The 19,090-nt window shown below is 63.8% G+C and carries 16 protein-coding genes and 1 other RNA gene; 8 read left to right on the top strand and 9 right to left on the bottom strand.

Annotated elements, in window-relative coordinates; all coding sequences use genetic code 11:
* Positions 1 to 224 precede the first annotated feature (224 nt).
* The gene (locus ACI6S0_RS05605) at positions 225 to 2,990 is read left to right on the top strand and encodes a bifunctional aconitate hydratase 2/2-methylisocitrate dehydratase (protein WP_434405259.1); all 2,766 of its coding nucleotides are present in this window, start codon (positions 225 to 227) and stop codon (positions 2,988 to 2,990) included.
* 98 nt (positions 2,991 to 3,088) lie between these two features.
* On the opposite strand, the gene ACI6S0_RS05600 is transcribed toward ACI6S0_RS05605, so the two are convergent.
* Positions 3,089 to 4,633: an arylsulfatase gene (locus ACI6S0_RS05600; RefSeq protein ID WP_159366089.1), complete on the bottom strand. Its 1,545-nt coding sequence runs from the start codon at positions 4,631 to 4,633 to the stop codon at positions 3,089 to 3,091.
* Positions 4,634 to 4,832: 199 nt separating this feature from the next.
* On the opposite strand from ACI6S0_RS05600, the gene ACI6S0_RS05595 reads away from it, so the two are divergent.
* Entirely contained in the window at positions 4,833 to 5,342 is a 510-nt protein-coding gene (locus tag ACI6S0_RS05595; RefSeq protein WP_434405258.1) for a hypothetical protein, read from the top strand.
* A gap of 73 nt (positions 5,343 to 5,415) precedes the next feature.
* Here the strand turns inward: ACI6S0_RS05595 and ACI6S0_RS05590 are convergent, their stop codons facing one another.
* The 4 genes from ACI6S0_RS05590 to ssrA all read right to left on the bottom strand — a co-directional run bounded on the left by ACI6S0_RS05590 (position 5,416) and on the right by ssrA (position 11,180).
* Entirely contained in the window at positions 5,416 to 8,115 is a 2,700-nt protein-coding gene (locus tag ACI6S0_RS05590) for a TonB-dependent receptor domain-containing protein (RefSeq protein ID WP_434405257.1), read from the bottom strand.
* A gap of 91 nt (positions 8,116 to 8,206) precedes the next feature.
* A complete protein-coding gene (locus ACI6S0_RS05585; RefSeq protein WP_434405256.1) occupies positions 8,207 to 9,892 on the bottom strand; it encodes a hypothetical protein in 1,686 nt (561 codons plus the stop codon).
* Between the two features lie 253 nt (positions 9,893 to 10,145).
* Positions 10,146 to 10,526 (bottom strand): hypothetical protein, encoded by a 381-nt coding sequence (locus ACI6S0_RS05580; RefSeq protein ID WP_004207460.1) that lies wholly within the window; start codon positions 10,524 to 10,526, stop codon positions 10,146 to 10,148.
* Positions 10,527 to 10,825: 299 nt separating this feature from the next.
* Positions 10,826 to 11,180: a transfer-messenger RNA gene (ssrA, locus tag ACI6S0_RS05575) on the bottom strand.
* 24 nt (positions 11,181 to 11,204) lie between these two features.
* On the opposite strand from ssrA, the gene ACI6S0_RS05570 reads away from it, so the two are divergent.
* Genes ACI6S0_RS05570 through ACI6S0_RS05560 form a run of 3 tightly spaced genes read left to right on the top strand, consistent with a single transcriptional unit; the run spans position 11,205 to position 12,652 of the window.
* A complete protein-coding gene (locus ACI6S0_RS05570) occupies positions 11,205 to 11,969 on the top strand; it encodes an NRDE family protein (protein ID WP_434405255.1) in 765 nt (254 codons plus the stop codon).
* Positions 11,970 to 12,020: 51 nt separating this feature from the next.
* Entirely contained in the window at positions 12,021 to 12,272 is a 252-nt protein-coding gene (locus ACI6S0_RS05565; RefSeq protein ID WP_434405254.1) for a type II toxin-antitoxin system Phd/YefM family antitoxin, read from the top strand.
* Positions 12,269 to 12,652: a type II toxin-antitoxin system VapC family toxin gene (locus ACI6S0_RS05560; protein WP_037511740.1), complete on the top strand. Its 384-nt coding sequence runs from the start codon at positions 12,269 to 12,271 to the stop codon at positions 12,650 to 12,652. Before ACI6S0_RS05565 ends, ACI6S0_RS05560 begins: the two co-directional genes overlap by 4 nt.
* On the opposite strand, the gene ACI6S0_RS05555 is transcribed toward ACI6S0_RS05560, so the two are convergent.
* Together ACI6S0_RS05555 and ACI6S0_RS05550 are read right to left on the bottom strand one after the other, a co-directional pair.
* Entirely contained in the window at positions 12,653 to 12,994 is a 342-nt protein-coding gene (locus tag ACI6S0_RS05555; protein WP_434405253.1) for a gamma-glutamylcyclotransferase family protein, read from the bottom strand.
* 16 nt (positions 12,995 to 13,010) lie between these two features.
* On the bottom strand, positions 13,011 to 14,408 hold the full coding sequence (locus ACI6S0_RS05550) for an aldehyde dehydrogenase family protein (RefSeq protein ID WP_434405252.1): 1,398 nt from the start codon (positions 14,406 to 14,408) through the stop codon (positions 13,011 to 13,013).
* A gap of 137 nt (positions 14,409 to 14,545) precedes the next feature.
* On the opposite strand from ACI6S0_RS05550, the gene ACI6S0_RS05545 reads away from it, so the two are divergent.
* Positions 14,546 to 14,872: a hypothetical protein gene (locus ACI6S0_RS05545; RefSeq protein ID WP_434405251.1), complete on the top strand. Its 327-nt coding sequence runs from the start codon at positions 14,546 to 14,548 to the stop codon at positions 14,870 to 14,872.
* A 125-nt stretch (positions 14,873 to 14,997) separates the two neighbouring features.
* On the opposite strand, the gene ACI6S0_RS05540 is transcribed toward ACI6S0_RS05545, so the two are convergent.
* A complete protein-coding gene (locus ACI6S0_RS05540; protein ID WP_434405250.1) occupies positions 14,998 to 15,402 on the bottom strand; it encodes a cupin domain-containing protein in 405 nt (134 codons plus the stop codon).
* 76 nt (positions 15,403 to 15,478) lie between these two features.
* Between ACI6S0_RS05540 and rnr the strand changes: the two genes are divergently transcribed.
* The gene (gene rnr, locus ACI6S0_RS05535) at positions 15,479 to 17,794 is read left to right on the top strand and encodes a ribonuclease R (protein ID WP_434405907.1); all 2,316 of its coding nucleotides are present in this window, start codon (positions 15,479 to 15,481) and stop codon (positions 17,792 to 17,794) included.
* Positions 17,795 to 17,830: 36 nt separating this feature from the next.
* On the opposite strand, the gene ACI6S0_RS05530 is transcribed toward rnr, so the two are convergent.
* The gene (locus ACI6S0_RS05530) at positions 17,831 to 18,319 is read right to left on the bottom strand and encodes a hypothetical protein (RefSeq protein WP_434405249.1); all 489 of its coding nucleotides are present in this window, start codon (positions 18,317 to 18,319) and stop codon (positions 17,831 to 17,833) included.
* Between the two features lie 143 nt (positions 18,320 to 18,462).
* Here ACI6S0_RS05530 and ACI6S0_RS05525 point away from each other — a divergent pair, with 143 nt between their 5' ends.
* On the top strand, positions 18,463 to 19,053 hold the full coding sequence (locus ACI6S0_RS05525; RefSeq protein WP_007708936.1) for an anthranilate synthase component II: 591 nt from the start codon (positions 18,463 to 18,465) through the stop codon (positions 19,051 to 19,053).
* Positions 19,054 to 19,090 lie beyond the last annotated feature (37 nt).

The raw sequence follows: 19,090 nt of genomic DNA, 5'->3' as shown, positions 1-19,090 counted from the left end.
GCACCCAATATCCGCTTCGACACTCGTCCGCCGCTACGGATCGCCTCCGCTCCCCGCGCAGCGAGCGCCGGGGCGATCCGGATCGGTGCATCCGGGCCTATCGGGCAGCTTGCAAGCCGGGCGATCTTGGCCTACGCGCGACCCGTCACCGCCCCAGGTCGGTCCATAAAGCCGTCCGGTGGTGCCACGCCCGGATTCATACACTTTATGGCATTGGATTTATAATGAGCATCTACCTGGATTATCTGGCCGAAATCGACAGCAGGAAAGTCCAGGGGCTCGCACCCAAGCCGATCGACGACGGCGCCCTCGTCGCCGAACTCATCACCCTGATCCAGGACGCGGGCAGCGAACATCGCGCCGACGCGCTCAAATTCTTCATCTACAACACCCTGCCCGGCACCACCAGCGCTGCGGGCGTGAAGGCCGACTTCCTCAAGAAGATCGTGCTGGGCGACGTCACCGTCGCGGAAATCACCCCTGCCTTCGCGCTGGAACTGCTCAGCCATATGAAGGGCGGCCCCTCGATCGCCGTGCTGCTCGACATCGCGCTCGGCGATGACGCGGCGCTGGCCGTTCAGGCGGGCGAAGTCCTGAAAACCCAGGTCTTCCTCTACGACGCCGACATGTTCCGCCTGCGCGACGCCTTCGCCGCGGGCAATGCCGTCGCCAAGGATGTGCTGGAAAGCTATGCCAAGGCCGAATTCTTCACCAAGCTTCCCGAGGTCGAGGACGAGATCAAGGTCGTGACCTTCATCGCCGGCGAAGGCGATATCTCGACTGACCTGCTCTCGCCGGGCAATCAGGCCCACTCGCGTTCGGACCGCGAACTGCACGGCCTGTGCATGATCTCGCCCGAGGCGCAGCAGGAAATCGTGGCCCTGAAGGCCCAGCATCCCGACGCGCGCGTGATGCTGATCGCCGAGAAGGGCACGATGGGCGTCGGCTCGTCGCGCATGTCGGGCGTCAACAATGTGGCGCTGTGGGCCGGCAAGCAGCAGAGCCCCTATGTCCCCTTCGTCAACTATGCGCCCGTCGTCGCCGGCACCAACGGCATCTCGCCGATCTTCGCGACCACCGTGGACGTGACCGGCGGCATCGGCCTCAACCTCAAGAACTGGGTCAAGATGACCGACCCGGATGGCAAGGCGATCCTCAACAATGACGGCAACCCGGTGCTGGAAGAGGCCTTCTCGGTCGCGACCGGCACGGTGCTGAAGATCGACGTCAAGAACAAGAAGCTGACCGATGAGGCCGGCAAGGAACTGGTCGACGTCGCCGCCGCCTTCACGCCGCAGAAGATGGAATTCATGAAGGCGGGCAGCAGCTACGCCATCGTCTTCGGCAAGAAGCTGCAGACCTTCGCCGCCGAGACGCTGGGCATCGAAGCGCCCAAGGTGTTCGCCCCGAACAAGGAAATCACGGTCGACGACCAGGGCCTGACCGCCGTGGAGAAGATCTTCAACCGCAATGCCGTGGGCGTGACGCCGGGCAAGGTGCTGCATGCCGGTTCGGACGTGCGCGTGAAGGTCAACATCGTCGGCTCGCAGGACACCACCGGCCTGATGACCGCGCAGGAACTGGAGGCGATGGCCGCCACCGTCATCTCGCCGCTGGTCGATGGCGCCTATCAGTCGGGCTGCCACACCGCGTCGGTGTGGGACAAGAAGGCCCAGGCCAACATTCCCAAGCTCATGAGCTTCATGAACAATTTCGGCCTGATCACCGCGCGCGACCCCAAGGGCGTCTATCACGCGATGACCGACGTCATTCACAAGGTGCTGAACGACATCACCGTGGACGACTGGGCGATCATCATCGGCGGCGACAGCCACACCCGCATGTCGAAGGGCGTCGCCTTCGGCGCGGACTCGGGCACGGTTGCGCTGGCGCTGGCCACCGGTGAAGCCACCATGCCGATCCCGCAGTCGGTCAAGGTCACCTTCAAGGGCCAGATGGCGCCCTATATGGACTTCCGCGACGTCGTTCACGCCACCCAGGCGCAGATGCTCCACCAGTTCGCTGGCGAGAATGTCTTCCAGGGCCGCATCATCGAAGTCCATATCGGCACGCTGCTGGCCGACCAGGCCTTCACCTTCACCGACTGGACCGCCGAAATGAAGGCGAAGGCGTCGATCTGCATCTCGCAGGACGAAACGCTGATCGAGTCGCTGGAAATCGCCAAGTCGCGCATCCAGATCATGATCGACAAGGGCATGGAAAATGCCGCCGGCACGCTCAAGGGCCTGATCGCGCTCGCCGACAAGCGTATCGCCGAGATCCGCTCGGGCGAGAAGCCCGCGCTGTCGCCCGACGCCAACGCCAAATATTATGCCGAAGTCGTCGTCGACCTCGACCAGATCGACGAACCGATGATCGCCGACCCGGACGTCAACAATGCCGACGTGTCCAAGCGCTACACCCATGACACCATCCGCCCGGTTTCCTATTATGGCGGCACCAAGAAGGTGGACCTGGGCTTCATCGGATCGTGCATGGTCCACAAGGGCGACATGAAGATCCTGGCCCAGATGCTCAAGAACATCGAAGCCGCCGAAGGCAAGGTCGAGTTCAAGGCGCCGCTGGTCGTCGCCCCGCCGACCTACAACATCGTCGACGAGCTGAAGGCCGAAGGCGACTGGGACGTGCTCAAGAAGTATGCCGGCTTCGAATTCGACGACAGCCACCCCAAGAACACCGCCCGCACCGAATATGAGAACACCCTCTATCTGGAGCGTCCGGGCTGCAACCTGTGCATGGGCAACCAGGAAAAGGCCGCGAAGGGCGACACCGTCCTCGCCACCTCGACCCGCCTGTTCCAGGGCCGCGTGGTGGAAGACACGGCGAACAAGAAGGGCGAATCCCTCCTCGCCTCGACCCCGCTGGTGGTGCTCTCTACGATCCTCGGCCGCACGCCCAACATGGACGAATATAAGAAGGCCGTGGTCGGCATCGACCTGACCAAGTTCGCGCCGCCCAAGGCGGCCTGATCAAGACCGCCGCCTGATCGCAGGATCGGGCGGCGGCATCAGGACAGCGATTATCAGGAGCGGCGCGGGACAGTATCCCGCGCCGCTTTTTTCATGGTTCAGCTCGCGCCACCCGCCGCATCGCCCATCGCGTTGATCGCGTCGTCGATGGTGAAGGTGTTGGGCTTCTGGATCGGCGGGAATTCCTTGAAGGTGTCGGCAAATTGGGCCGCCCCCGCCTGCGCGCCATAGAGAAGGAAGGTGTTCTTCAACACCCAGTCATAATAGGTGTTGGATGTGATATCGGCGAACTCATAGGGATCGATCCGCAGGTTGAAGAGCTTGGGAATGCGCAGCCGGGTGAACGGCTCGCCCCAGACCTTCATCGTGCCGGCGCAGCGCTGCTCCAGGAACACGCATTTCCAATTGTCGTAGCGCATGGCCAGGATGTCGCCATCGTCGCTGATGTAGAAGAAGGCGTTGCGCGGGCTCTTCTCCTCCTTGCCGGTGATGTGTCCGACCAGGCTGACGCCGTCGATATGGTTCTTGTAGGTCCGGCCGATCGCCTTGTAGCCCTTCTTCACCTTCTCGACGATGTCGGGCTCGCCCGCCATTTCCAGGAAGGTCGGCAGCCAGTCATGATGCTGGACGATGCCGTTGGAAACTGATCCGGCCGGCACCTTGCCCGGCCAGCGCACCATCATCGGAATGCGGAAGGCGCCTTCCCAATTGGTGTTCTTTTCGCTGCGGAACGGCGTCGTGCCGCAATCGGGCCAGCTGTTGCGATGCGGGCCATTGTCGGTCGAATATTGGACCAGCGTGTCCTCGGCGATGCCCAGTTCGTCCAGCAGGTCGAGCAGCTGGCCGACATTCTTGTCATGATCGATCATGGTGTCGTGATAGTCGGACTGCCAGCGGCCGGCCTGGCCCTTGCTGCCCGGCTTGGGGTGCGTGAACATGTGCATATGGGTCGTGTTCACCCATACGAACCACGGCTTTCCATCGGCCTCCGCCTGCTTGATGAATTTCGACGCGCGTTCGACGAATTCATCGTCGCAGGTTTCCATACGCTTGGCCGTCAGCGGGCCGGTATCCTCGATCTTCTGCTTGCCGACCTTGCCCCAGCGCGGCATTTCGGTGACATCGTCGACATCGGTCGCGAAGGAATGGATCACCCCGCGCGGGCCGAAGCGTTCCTTGAAATGCGGCATGTCCGGTTCGTTGAGCGGATAATTTTCCATCTCCGGCTCTTCTTCGGCGTTCAGGTGATAGAGATTGCCGAAAAATTCGTCGAAGCCATGGTTGGTCGGCAGCATATGGTTGAGATCGCCCAGATGGTTCTTGCCGAACTGGCCGGTGGCATAGCCCTGCTCCTTCAGCAGCGCGGCGATGGTGATGATCTTATCGCTCATGCCCACCGGCGCGCCGGGAATGCCGACCTTGGACAGGCCGGTGCGCAGCACGCTCTGTCCGGTGATGAAGGAGGAACGGCCGGCGGTGCAGCTCTGCTCGCCATAGCTGTCGGTGAACTTCATCCCCTCCCTGGCGATCCGGTCGATATTGGGCGTGCGATAGCCCATCACCCCGTCGGTGTAGCAACTGAGGTTCGATATCCCGATATCGTCGCCCCAGATGACGAGGATATTGGGTTTCTTGTCGGCCATGGTGCTTTCCCTTCGCATGAACAGGAATTGGGTCGCCTGTGTCTGCATGCTCGCCTGGCAACGGGGTATCGGGGAAAACCCTGCGAAGCGCCCGTGATGATGCACGGGCTGCACGCCTGCCCGGTCGCACGCACTGCCAGCCTCTTTCCTTTCGCACCCGTCATGGCATGACGGGAACAATGCACGGGGGGAGGATCGCGTGATTACAGCCTATGACAGGAGCATGGCGCCGTTCGACTGGGCGGCGACCCTCTATCTGATCTTCTTTGCCCTATTGTTCCTGGGCGCCCGCTGGTGGAAGCGATCCGGGCGACGGATGCCGCGCCATATGCCGGCCGCAATCCTGCTGGCTGGCCTGTGGTTCGGCGGCCTGCCATTGTTCGACCAGTTGCGGGTCGGCGCCATGGACATGAACCAGATGAGCGTGACCAAGGGGCGGATCAGCAAATTATGGGACATCCGCACGCGCAGCCGGAATACCGACCCCCTCTCCTTCCAGAAACATCAGACCAATGTCACCCATGGCTTCGACATCGGCGGGAAGAGTTTTTCCTGGCACGAGGGTAGCCGCTGTCCGGTGGCGACCTTCTGCGGCTTTGCCGGCGGTCCGCCCTATCTGCGCGAAGGGCAGAAAGTGGAGATAACCTGGTTCGCCGACCCGCTGCGCTTCGGCAAGCGCCGGATCGTGAAGCTGCTGATGGAGAAATGAGCCTGCGCCGTCGATCCCTCAACGCAAAAGGGCGCCCGATCGGGCGCCCTTTCCGTTCCGGCTGTGCCTGACGTCAGAAGGTCGTCGACAGCGAGAAGTTGAAGGTCGTGCCATAATTATAGGCGTTGTAGATGACCTTGTTGGTGCCGTTCGACTGGCTTTCCTCATAGTCGTTGCCGAGGATGTTGCGCACCTCGAACTTGGCGTCGAACTGGCGTCCCGCGACATAGACACCCTGGCGCGCCACGAAGTCCAGGTTGATGCCGGGATGTTCATAGACGTCCGGCTGATCCTGGTTGGCCAGGCCACGGCTGGTTACGCGCTTGCTGGCATAGGACAGGATCAGCGTCTGCTGCGACAGCCTGTCCTGGTCCTCCAGGCCGAACTGGAAGTTAACCAGATGGTCCGACTGGCCCGTCAGCGGCGAACCGTTGCGGAAATAGTCGGTCGCCAGCGTCGACGACGCGCCGAACACGGCGGTCGTATCACCTTCCTTCACCTTCAGCTTCGACTTGGTGTAGGTATAGTTGGCGATCGTCACCAGACGGCGGGTCGAAAAGAACGCGCTGTCCGACATGGACGACAGGTCGAAATATTTCTGCAGCTCGACTTCGCCACCATAAAGGTCGGCCTTGGGCGCGTTGGCGAAGCTGGTGATGAACGCATCGCTGTTGAGCGAGATGAAGGTTTCGATCGGATTGTCGATGGTCTTGTAGAAGCCCGACAGCGTAAAGCGCTGATCCCGCGCGAAATACCATTCATAGCGCGCTTCCGCGTTGAACAGCTTGCTGTCCTGCAGATAGGGGTTGCCCTGATAGCGACGGTTGGTGTCCGGATCGAAATAGAATTGATAGATCAGTTCGCGGAACTGCGGCCGGGCAATGGTCTTCGACGCGTTCAGGCGCACCTGCATGTCGTCGCGCATCTGCCAGGTCAGCGTGCCGCTGGGCAGCCAGTAATCATTGTCGAGCTGGGTCGAGGCCGTGCTGGCGCCCGGCGTGCTGAACACCTGCAGCGGCGACACGTTGAGCTTGGCCGTTTCATAACGCACGCCTGCATCAAGTGACAGGTCGTCCAGTATCTGCCAGTTCAACTTGCCATAGCCGGCATGGTTCTTGAGCGTCGCGCGGAAGGCAGGATTGCCTTCGTTGGTCTCGATCAGGGCAATATCATACGCGTTGACGATGCCCGGTGCCAGCAGCAGGTCGGGGCGCAGCACGCCCACGCCCTCGGGCATGTCGCTCGACGCGCGGAACTGGAAGTCGCGGCGCGAGCTGGTGCGGTTGGTGTCGACATAGGCATAGCCGGCGGTCAGCGCCATGTCGGCCGACGGCTTCCAGGTCAGGTCCGCGCCGCCCGACCACAGATCCTCGTTGAGGTCGGAGAAGCTGACCGTCGCGGTCTGGCCGGTATTGCCGTTCAGACGGTTGACGAACAGATTGCCATAGGGGTCGGCCGCCGCATTGGTGCGGATATATTCGAACGACAGTTCATAGGGGGCTTCGCGCTGCGAATTGGCGAAGCCGCCGCGCACGTCCAGGCTGAACGCCGGGCTCAGCTTGAACTCGCCCACCACCTGCGTGTCGATCAGCTGGCGCTCATACCAGGCGGTATCCTGCTCCATGATGTCCGACGTCGGCTGGGTCTGGGTGTTGCCCAGGCCCATGCGGGTGTGCTTGAGCGTGTCGCGGATATAGAGGTTGGTCCATCGGATCTTGTTGTCGCCAAACTCCAGGCCCAGGCCCAGCAGGCCGTTGACGACGATGCGATTGTCGGTGGTGACGCGCTGGAAATCCGAATTGAGCGCCGACAGGTCGGGCGTGATCGAATTTTGCTGGCGCTGGTCGCGCGTCGTCCACTTGTTGCTGTAGCCGGCGGTGGCGATCAGGCCCAGGGTCGAACCACCCAGATCGAACGAGGTGCCGCCCGAGATGGTCGCCGAATAATTGGGGTCGATATCCTTGATGCGCTGGACGGTGCCCTTGCTGAAGCGCACCATTTCCGCCGCGATCGCGGTGCTGTCGACATTGCCCGAACTGATCCGTTCGCCGCTGGCGAAGAAGGCGGCGAGCGCCGGCGGAATGTCGCGGCTGCCATTGTCGAAGCCGGTCCAGTCGCTCTTGCTGCCATAATAGCTATAGCCCATCTGATAGGTGGTTTCGGTGTTGGCACCGATACCGCCGCTGATCGTCAGGAAGCTTTCCGCCGGCACCGCATTGGTCGTCAGGTTGATGACGCCGCCGCCGAACTCGCCGGGATAATTGGCCGAATAGCTCTTCTGCACCATCGACGAAGAAACGATGTTGGTCGGGAACAGGTCCAGCGGCACGACGCGCTTGAGCGGCTCGGGGCTGGGCAGCGGCGAACCGTTCAGCAGTGCGAGCGAATAGCGATCGCCCAGGCCTCGGACATAGACATAGCCGTTGCCGACCACCGACAGGCCGGTGACGCGGCCCAGCGCGCCGGCAATATTGCCGTCGCCCGTCCGGGCGATATCGGCCGAAGACAGGACCGAAACCACCGCCGGAATATTCTTCTGGACGTTGGCACTGCGGCGGCCGGTGACGATGATGTCGGAACCGGGGACCGAAATGTCGGGCGCCGCCTCCGGATCCTCGGCGGTCGAACGACCGGCAGCGGCAGCAGGATCGGCCGCCTGCGGGTCGGACGTGGTGGCATCGGCGGGCGCGGGCACTTCCTGGGCCAGCGCGGCCGGCGCGACCAGCGCAGTGGAAAGCAGCAGCAGGCCCGCGAACTTGAGCGGCGTCGCCATCGAATATCCCCTAGATAAGGTCATTGCACGTTTCGGGGCGGGATGCGGCCGATCATGGCCGCGTCCCGCCCCGCATCAGGTCCGTCCCGTCTTAGAGCGGGATCGAGGTGCAGGCGCGGCGGCCGTTGCTGGTGCTGTCAAACGGCGCGTAGGCCGAGTTGCAGGTCCAGCCGGCGTACCAGGTGTCGTTGGCGTCCTTGACCGCGCCGACATAGGTCGTCGTGTCGAAGAAGCTGTCCAGCGTCTTGGCGTCGATCGCGGTGGCGGCGGTTTCGGCCGCACCGTTGATGAACACCGCGCTCAGCGAGGCCGTGTAGGCATCATTGTTGTTGTTGCCGCTGAAGATGGCGGCAACATCGGCGGCGGTGTAGGCGGTCGCGCCGCTACCCGAACCGATATACTTCGTCGCGTTGCACTGCATCAGCACCGAACGGGCGGTCAGCGTGGCGCGGGTCGCGGCAGTGCCGGTGCCATGCAGGCGGACGCACTCGTTGTTCGGCGACACGACGATGCCGTTCACCAGCGTCAGGTCGCTGTTGCCGCGGTTCAGGATCGAGGCCTGGTCATTGGCTTCGTTGTTGCTGCTGCCCTGCGACTGGATCGCGGTGAAGTTGGCGACGATGGTGTTCTGGCGCGGGGTATCGCTTTCCAGACCATTGCTGTCGATTTCCATCAGCGCGTCGCCCTGGCCCGGACGCTGCACGATCAGCACATATTGGAAGCGCCCCTGGATGCCGGTGTCGGCGTCCACGCTGTCATCGTCCGCGCCGGTGGCGACATAATGCTTCATGTGGACCGTGCCGCCGAAGAATTCCGCGCCGTCGTCCGAGCTGTTGAAGCTCTGGATATAGTCCAGCGTGGTGCCGCTGCCGGTGCCTTCAGTCGTCAGCGCCTGCAGTTCGGAGTTCGAACCCAGCACATAGCCCGAATAGCGGATCTGGACATATTTCAACGTGCCCGCATTATAGGTGTCGTCACGACCACCATAGACGGCCGGATCGGCCGAACCTTCGGTCTGGCGCTCGCAGGTATCGGCACCAACGGAACCGCCGCTGTTGCAGTCGGTGACGCGCGCACGGCCCATCAGCACGACGCCGCCCCACTGACCCATCGAGCTTTCGCTGGCGATGCCCTTGATATTGTCGCTGCTGGTGAAGACGATCGGCGAGGTCGCGGTGCCAACGGCGTTGATCTTGTTGCCGCGATTGACGGCCAGCCAGCTCGTGCCGGTGCCGCCATACACCACGACGCCTGGCTCAATCGTCAGGGTGACGTTGGTGTCTGCGGTCAGCGCGGGCGCGGTTTGTCCCGACGGCAACGTTACCGTGCCATTCAGCGTAAAGCCTTTTTCCTTAGTGCAATTCACGGTCGTGCTGGCGACCGGAGCAGAGGTCGTCGGCGCTGCAAAACCGCTATCACAACCAACGTCGACGCGCCCCTTCATCTGATAGACCAGCCCGGCGATCTTCGGCAGAGTGATGCTCTTGGCGATGATCGACGGCAGCGTGCAGACGCGCCAGCTGTCACCGGCAGCATTGGAAATCGTGCCATCATCCGTCAGGCCCTGGGGGTCGGCGATCGTCGGGCAGCCGCCAGCCGGGGTGACGGCGGCCGGGGTCGGCGTGGGGGTCGGCGTCGGCGTGGGGGTCGGCGTCGGGTTGATGATCACGTCGCCACCGGTGCCGGGCGAAGCGATGTCGTCCGCGCCGCAGGCAGCCAGCGCCGCGCAGGCGCAGCCCGCCATCAGGATATTATGGATACGGTTGATCTTGGCCATGTCGTCTCCGCTCCGGCTTCTGCCGGGTTTGTTGCGATGCGGAGCGCAAGGGGGAAAAGCGAATCGGACAACGCCCCCTGTCGCCCTCGGAAGCGGCAGGTAGGCGCGGTAAATGACAGCCTCATTTTCCTTTTATGACATATCGGGGTCGGTAAAATTACAGTTCAAAGACAGTGACCCAACCGCCACAGCCAACAGAAAGGGGCGCCGCCCACCGGACGACGCCCCTGCGCGTGACACTGAAACAGGGCGTTCAGCGCATCGCATAGCTCGTATTCAGGCGGGCCGAAGCGCGCTGCGCGATCGAGCGCGAGGATTCCTCGCTGCCATCGGCCAGCACCAGCGTCATGTCGGGCACGCGCGCAACCGCGGCATAGGCCTCACGCGCATCGCTGGTGCGCCCCATCCCCGCATAGGCATTGCCCAGGTTGATCAGGCGCGCCGGATCGTTGATGGTGTCGGGCCAGACCGCCTGCAGCTTGCGGGCGGCCTTGTCGAAATCATGGGCGAGCAGCGCCGACGCGGCCAGACCCGCATCCGGCACGACGCTGACGATCACGTCATCCGCCGCCGACGCCATGGCCGGCACTGCCGAAGCCAGAAGAAAGCCCGCAACTGCCGCCGCCTTGAACATCGATTTTCTCCGAAAAAAACTTTCCAACATAGCCGGAATTATTTCATCTTGATGACATCGGCACAAGATCAGGCACGGGCGTCGATTCCATTTTATATCGGCGCAATTTCATTGGCTTATGCGTTTTTCACATCAATGTCATAAAAGTGAAATCGAATGCGGCATGCAAATTTCGCCCGATTCGAATCGCATCATGGACGCGCAAAAAGGCCATGCGCCGCAAGCGGCGTGGCCTGAAAAAACATCGTCTGATGGATTGGGTCCGGAGGCTTCTGTTGCCCGGCGCCTCCGGGGGCCGCTGAATTCCCTTCTGTTGCCCGGTGGGTTCAACCGCGCTATTTTAGAGTAATGTCAGGCCGCGAGGCCCTCAATTACGCTGCAATGGCGAGTGCTTCGTTATCGTTGGCACTTGTGAGTTTTGCACAGTTTAACGGCTTACACGGGCCGGGTAAAAGCATCGCCTTTGAACACACGTCGATCCTAGTTCGGCCCCATCAGACACCCCGCCAGACCAAAGGCCTTCCGGGACATGTGGTGGAACCGCCGGGTACTGCCCCCGGGTCCGCTGCGTCTATTATACGACACGATTTATCACCATAGCCGGGCGAACCCGGCACCCCCTATATGGCGGCGGCCGCGCCATTTATCAAGCCGGTGTTGAAGGATGGAGGCGGCATTATGTGTATCGTGGCACTGGCGTGGCGGGCGCACCCGCGCTGGCAGCTTGTCCTGATCGGCAATCGCGACGAATATCATGCCCGCCCCGCCGCCGCGATGGCGCGCTGGGACGACCGGCCGGGGCTGATCGCCGGGCGCGACCTGCAATCGGGCGGCACCTGGCTCGGCGCAGACGAGGATGGCCGCGTCGCCGTCATCACCAATTTGCGCGGCTTCGGCGACCCCCTGCCCGACCGCGCCTCACGCGGCGCACTGGTCACCGACCTGCTGACCGGCGCCGGCACCTATGCCGATCCCCATGCGGCCGCGCTCGACGATTTCAACCCGTTCAACCTGCTGCTCGCCGACCGCGACCGGCTCGTCTTCCTCACCAATCGCCCCGAACCCCAGCGCAGCCTGCTCGCGCCCGGCCTTTATGGCCTCTCCAATGGCCCGCTCGGCCAGCCCTGGCCCAAGACGCTCGCGCTCAAGGAGGCGATGCTGCAATGGCTGATCGCCGGCGCGACCGATCCGGAAAATCTGTTCGACGCCCTGCGCCGCGAGACCCTGCCCGCCACCGGCATCGCCCCGGCCACGCCGTCCGACGCCCCGCTGGAGCCGCCCCTCTCCCCCATCTTCATCCGCAATCCCATCTATGGCACCCGCTGCAGCAGCATCCTCGCCATCGCCCCGGATGGCACCGGTCTGGCGCTGGAACGCCGCTTCGACGCGCAGGGTCAGATCACCGGCGACAGCCGCATCCCCTTCCGTTGGCCGGAACCTTGATTTGGACCATGCAATGGTCCATATTAAGACCCATTTATCAGGAGCTTTTCGATGCGCATTTCGGTCTCAGAAGCAAAGGGCCAGTTGACCGATCTCGTCCGCCGCGCAGAAGCCGGAGACGAGGTTATCCTGACCCGCCATGGCCAGGCCGCCGTCCGCCTTGTCCCGATCCGCCAACCTGTTGACGGTGCCAGTCGACGCGGGCTGATGGAAAAATTGCGCGCGGCCGCGCGCCCAGCCGCTGGGCCGGACGCCGCCCGCAGCCAGGACTTTCTCTATGGTGAGACGGGCCTGCCCGAATGATCGTGATCGATACGTCGGCGATCATGGCAATCCTGCTCGACGAGCCCGAAGCGGACCGCTGTATCGCCGCGATCGCGGGAAGCGACATTTTGCTGATGTCAGCGGGCACGCTGGCGGAAACGCTGATCGTCGCCGATCGCCGCTCCGTCGGGACGGAAGCCGCCACTTTGATTGACGGCCTCGGCGTAGAGGTCGTCCCGGTCACCCCCGAAGACGCCCGCCGGGTTGCCGCTGCCTACACGCAATGGGGCAAGGGCCTTCATCCCGCCGCGCTCAATTTCGGCGACTGTTTCGGCTATGCGCTAGCGCGGGAGCGCGATTGCCCCCTGCTCTTCATCGGCGAAGATTTCGCGCGCACCGACATCGTCAGCGCCGCCTGATCAGGCGCCCTTGTCCCCATAGACAAAGGCCCGCCGTCCCGACCGCAGCACCACTTCCCGCCGGACATAGTCGACCTCATAGGCGTCGGCGCTCGCGACATCCGCCTCGGTCAGGCGGAACAGCGTCCCCTCCACCGCATCCTCTGGATCGTCGCTCGGCTCGACCATCGGGTGCCATCGCGTGCCACTCTTGGCGATCACATCCGGATCGCTGATCTCGATCATGCGCTGGCAATAGCCCGGCATCGCATCCGGCTCGCCCTGCACCAGCCGGCCGAACAGCGCCATCTGCACCTCCGCCAGCCGCAGCGTGCTATAGGAAAAGAGCAATATCTCGGTCATCACCACGCTCCTCCGCTCAGCCCAGCGCCGCATTGACGATGCGGATCTGGGTGAATTCCTCCACCCCGGCCAGCCCCTGGTGCCGGCCGATGCCCGATTGCTTGGCGCCGCCGATCGGCACGTCGAAGGGCAGGTCGAACAATCGGTTGACCCAGACCAGCCCGCTGTCGATCCGCGCCGCCATCGCCTGCCCGCGCGCCGCATCGGCGGTCCATACCGACGCGCCCAGCCCATAGGGGCCGTCATTCACCCGGCGCACCAGTTCCGCCTCGTCATCATAGGCGAGCAGCGGGATGATCGGCCCGAACTGTTCTTCCTGCACCAGCCGCGCCGCGTCGGGCAGGTCGGTGACGATCGTCGGCGCAATATAATAGCCGGCTCCCTCCATGGGGGCGCCGCCATGCAGCACCCGCCCCTGCGCGCCCGTCTCCGCCAGCAGATCGACCAGCCGCGCATATTGCGCCGCATTCTGCACCGGACCTATGGTCGTGCCGGCCGCCCGCCCGTCGCCGACCACCGCCCGCTCCGCGCAGGCAACCAGCGCCGCGCCCAGCGCCGGCATCAGCGCGCGCGGCGCATAGATGCGCTTGACGCCCAGGCAGACCTGCCCGGCATTGCCCATCGCCCCGTCGAACAGGATCGGCGCCACCGCCGCGACATCGGCATCGTCCAGCAGGATCGCCGGATCATTGCCCCCCAGTTCCAGCGTGAAGCGCTTCACCGTGTCGGCCGCCGCCGCCATCACTCGCCGCCCGGTCGCGGTCGATCCGGTGAAGCTGACATGGGCGATTCCCCGATGCGCCGTCAGCATCGGCCCGACATTGCCGGCATCGCCCAGCATCTGCACCACCCCGGCGGGGAAGATGTCGGCCGCCAGCGCGCCCAGCATCAATGTCGTCAGCGGCGTCGTCGGCGCGGGCTTGGCGATCACCACATTGCCCGCGATCAGCGCCGGCGCGAGCTTGAGCGCCAGCAGCAGCAGCGGATAATTCCACGGCACGATCGCCGCCACCACGCCCAGCGGATGGCGCTGCTCGACCACACGCTCGGTCGCGCTGTCCTTCAGCACTATCGGCTCCAGCCGCAGCCCGGCATGATAGCGCAGCGCCGCCACCGCCCCCTCTATCTCGCCCCGCGCTTCGGCCAGCGGCTTGCCCTGTTCCTGCGTCAGGAGCGTAGCAAAATCCTCGGCCCGGCGCTCCAGCGCATCGGCCAGCGCCACAATCCGCGCGCCACGCTCGGCAAAGTCCAGCGCGCGCCAGCCGGCAAAGGCCCGCTGCCCGGCCGCCACCGCCCGCTCCACCTGCGCCGCATCGGCACAGGGCGCGGCGGCAAAGACCTGCCCGTCCGCCGGATTGACAAGGTCGATCGCGCGCGCGCCATCGACCAGCTCACCATCGATAAGAAGCTGCATCCCGCCCCTCTACCGCAGCCATGCCATGCTGCAAGCCTGTCCTACAGCGGTGCGATCCGCTAGACCCACTTCATAAGTGCCAGCGTTCCGCATCGGGGGAGTATATGCACGCAAATTGCATTGGCGGCCTCGCCATCATGGCCATCCTTGCCTCGCTCACCGGGTGCCAACAGCCAGTTCAGGACACCGCAACCCTGCAGGCGATCGAACGGGAAGCCAAAGCCTTGGCTGCGCGAACGCCCGCCAGCCAACAATTCGTGCCCAAAAGCCGTTGGCCACATCACATTGCGCAGCTCGATCCCATGAGCGTCACGATTTCCCCCGATGGCGTCGACATTCTGACAAAGCCCTATTTTGACGGCGGCTGGGGCTATTTCATCACGCATGATAGCCGGAAAGGTCCGCCGTCAGGTCCACACTTCTCCAAGATCGGCCATGATATCTACTGGTATCAGCCCGATTGATGGCCCGCATAGTCCTCGCTGCACGGCGCACAAAAGCGAGCGGGCTTGCGCGCAACAAGATTTCCAACATCTGTTCCAAAATATCAGAATGTGCGGGAAATATGCGAAGTTAAGCGAGGGATTTCCTATTTTTCCGCCGGCGCATCGACCCGGTCGCCATGGCTTTTGGGCGTCGAATTGACCAGGAAATCGACCGGCGCGCCGCTCCTGTTCTGCGCCCGGTGCGGCACGCCCGGCGGCACGTCCAGCCCCTGCCCCGCTTTGAGCACATGGGTCACCCCGCCCGCCTCCAGCGTCAACTCACCCGACAGGACATAGAAGAACTGCCGCGCCCGCTGATGATAATGGCGCACTTCCGCCCCGCCCGGCACGATCCGTTCCTGGATCACCGACATCTCGTCGCGCTTCACCAGATGCCAGCCGTCATTGCTGCCGCCCCAGACATAATGTTCGGCACTGGTCTTATCGATCGGCGCGATCGGGGCATCAGGCGCGGCAGCGAGCAACAGGGGGAGAAGCAATATCGTCATGCCCGTTCCAACGATCCGTCCCCGCCATCCCGCCATGCCACTGGCGCCCATGCGGCCTGCCCCCTATAGCGGTGCCATGGCATCGACCCAGAAGCAGAAGAAGGCGGCCCCGGCCCGCGCGAAAGTCCGTCCCGCAGGGTTCCCGACCCGGCAGCAGGTGATGGACTTCATCACCGAGTCAGACACCCCCGCCGGCAAGCGCGAGATCGCCAAGGCATTCGGCCTCAAGGGGCAGGAAAAGATCGCCTTGAAGGCGCTGCTCAAGGACATGGCGGACGAGGGCCTGCTCGACATCGGCCCGGCCCGCGCCTTCCACAAGATGGGCGGCGTGCCCAAGGTGACGGTGCTGCGCATCGTCGATGTCGACGACACCACCCTGATCGCCACCCCCGAACGCTGGGAGGCCGAAGGCCAGCCCGCGCCCCGCATCCGCGTGGTCGAACGGGGCAAACGCGGCGCGCTGACGATCGGCGACCGCATCCTCGCCCGCACCGAGGAAGCGGGCAAGGGCTGGCTCGCCCATCCGATGAAGAAGCTCGCCAAGGCAACCGAGATGCTGCTCGGCGTGGTCGAGGAAATGGCCGACGGCAAGCTGTGGCTGCGCCCGGTCGACAAGCGCATCCGCAAGGATACGCCGATCAGCGACATCGGCACCGCGAAGAAGGGCGATCTGGTCCTGGCCGAGCCGACCGGCCGCCCGCCGCGGATCAGCGCGCGCGTCACCGACATTCTTGGCGATCCCTTCGCCCCGCGCAGCTTCAGCCTGATCGCCATTCACAAGCATGGCATCCCCCATGTCTTCCCCGAAGCGGTGGAGGAGGAAGCGGTCACCGCGTCGAAGCTGGTGCTGCATGAGGACAAGCGCGAGGATCTGCGCCACCTCCCGATCGTCGCGATCGACCCGGTCGACGCCCGCGACCATGACGATGCGGTCTGGGCCGCGCCGGACGAAGACCCGGCCAATGAAGGCGGCTACAAGGCGATCGTCGCGATCGCCGATGTCAGCTATTATGTCCGCCCCGGCAGCGCGCTCGACCGCGAAGCCCGCAAGCGCGGCAACAGCGTCTATTTCCCCGACCTGGTCGTGCCGATGCTGCCGCACCAGCTCTCGTCCGACATGTGTTCGCTGCGCGCCGGGCAGGACCGCGCCGCCATGGCCTGCCATCTGGTGATCGATGCGCAGGGCAAGGTGACGCGCTTCCGCTTCTCCCGCGCCATCATCCGCGTCGCCGCCGTCCTTGCCTATGAAAATGCGCAGGCCGCGATCGATGGCGAGCAGGATAATGAATTGCTCGAACCGGCCCTGAAGCCGCTCTGGGCCTGCTGGGCGCTGCTGCGCAAGGCCCGCGAAAAGCGCGATCCGCTCGCGCTCGACCTGCCCGAACGGCGCGTCGTCCTCGACGAATGGGGCAAGATCGTCAGCGTCGCCGTGCGCGAACGGCTCGACGCCCATATGCTGATCGAGGATTATATGATCGCCGCCAACGTCGCCGCCGCCAAGGCGCTGGAGGCGAAGAAGGCGCCGGTCATGTACCGCGTCCATGAAACGCCGGGCCGCGACAAGCTGGTCGCGCTCAAGGAATATCTCGCCACCTTCGACATCGACTTCGCGCTCGGCCAGGTGATCCGCCCGTCCACCTTCAACCAGCTGATCAAGAAGGTCGGCGAGTCGGAGGAGAAGGAGCAGATCATGACCCAGATCCTGCGCTCCCAGACCCAGGCCTATTATGCGCCGCAGAATATGGGTCATTTCGGCCTGGCGCTGGGCAGCTACGCCCATTTCACCTCGCCCATCCGCCGCTATGCCGACCTGCTGGTCCATCGCGCGCTGGTCGGCGCCTATGATCTCGAACTGCCTGCGCCCAAGGACAAGGCGATCCCCGATCGCTCCTCCCTCAGCCAGGAGGATTATGAGAATATGGGCCGGGTCGGCGAGATGATCTCGGGCCATGAACGCCGCGCGATGGAGGCGGAGCGCGAGACGATCGACCGCTATGTCGCCGCCTTCCTGTCGGCCCATGTCGGCGAGGTGGTGAAGGCGCGGATCACCGGGGTCCAGAATTTCGGCTTCTTCGCCACGGTCGAGGGGCTGGGCGGCGACGGCCTCGTGCCCGTATCGACGCTGGGCGCCGAGCATTTCTTCTTCGACGAAGCGGGCAAGGCGCTGCAGGGCATCGAAAGCGGCGACCGCTATACGGTCGGCCAGCGGCTGGAACTGCGCCTGGCCGAAGCCGACCCGATCAACGGCGCGCTGCGCTTCGAGCTGCCCGACAATCCGTCCCCGCGCGGCGGTCCGCTGAAACGCGACCGCACCCGCCCGAAAATCCACCGCGGCCGCCCCACCAACATCCGCCACATCGGCAGCAGCCGGGGCAAGCACAAGAAACGCTAAGGGATGGGCGGCGGCTCAGCGCCGCTTGACCATTTTTTAGGGGAGAAACTCCGGATGAGGAACCGGCATTGATGCCAAAATTCCTTGGAGAACTTTGTTTCTAGCCGCATGGCGCTGACCGTCGCAGCCATAATCCACCGCGTAAAATTGATCTACGGACTCGCCCTTCCAATGAAGGCTTATGCCACCTTGGTCAGTGGCATAATGGCCCTCGCAGCGCTGCCCACTGGCAATGTAATTGGAAACCTCCTTCGCCGACATGGAGTCATCGGAAATCCGAAAAGGCTCTGTTTGCGTTTGCAACTTCACGAAGCCCTCGCGACCGATGTCAAAGTGCCCCGTCTTGCGTTCCGAGATTTGACGATATTGGCCAGCACCATTCTGCTGCACAGATATTTCCATACCCGGCGCGAAAATCTCGATTTGATCCAGCGTAGGCACCGCGCCATCGCCGCATGAAGTCGTGGCGACACAACTCACAATAACGCCTAGCGCCCGCACCCGCTCCCACACTGTCCGCACCATCACATGCCCCCTCGGAGGTGTAAGCATCCAGAGATGCCTCGCAAAAGCGCAAACGGCAATTCCAGTTCATCCGCGTTCTAAATTCGCCTCCTGCCCCACATCCCCTTCCCCCCATCGTCATCCGCGCCTATAGGCTGTGTCCCATGATCCTCGTCATCGACAATTATGACAGCTTCACCTGGAACCTTGTCCATTATCTGATGGAGCTGGGGGCCAAGGTAGAGGTCGTGCGCAACGACGCCATCTCGGCGGGCCAGGCCCTGTCGAGCGGGGCCAAGGCCTTCCTGCTGTCGCCCGGTCCCTGCACCCCCAATGAGGCGGGTGTCAGCCTGGATCTGGTCGCGGCCTGCGCCGATGCCGGCGCGCCGCTGCTGGGCGTGTGCCTGGGCCATCAGGCGATCGGCCAGCATTTCGGCGGCAAGGTGGTGCGCGGCGGGCTGATGCACGGCAAGACCTCGCCGGTGCGCCATGACGGCACCGGCCTGTTCGCCGGCCTCCCCTCGCCCTTCACCGCGACCCGCTATCACTCGCTGATCGTCGAGGATATTCCGGCCGACCTGGTGGTCAACGCGACCAGCGAGGACGGATCGGTCATGGGCTTCCGCCACGCGACCCTGCCGATCCATTCGGTCCAGTTCCACCCGGAAAGCATCGCGACCGAACATGGCCATGACATGCTGGCCAATTTCATGAAGATCGCCGGCATCCCGGTCCGCGAGCGCGAAGCGGCGTAAGGCCGCTCCGCCTCTTCACTCTTCTCCGTCAGGATGA

Source organism: Sphingobium sp. DN12 (assembly GCF_051058005.1).
Lineage (GTDB): Bacteria > Pseudomonadota > Alphaproteobacteria > Sphingomonadales > Sphingomonadaceae > Sphingobium > Sphingobium yanoikuyae.
The sequence above is the reverse complement of the archived record's forward strand: the minus strand, read 5'-3'. Positions and strand labels throughout refer to the sequence as shown.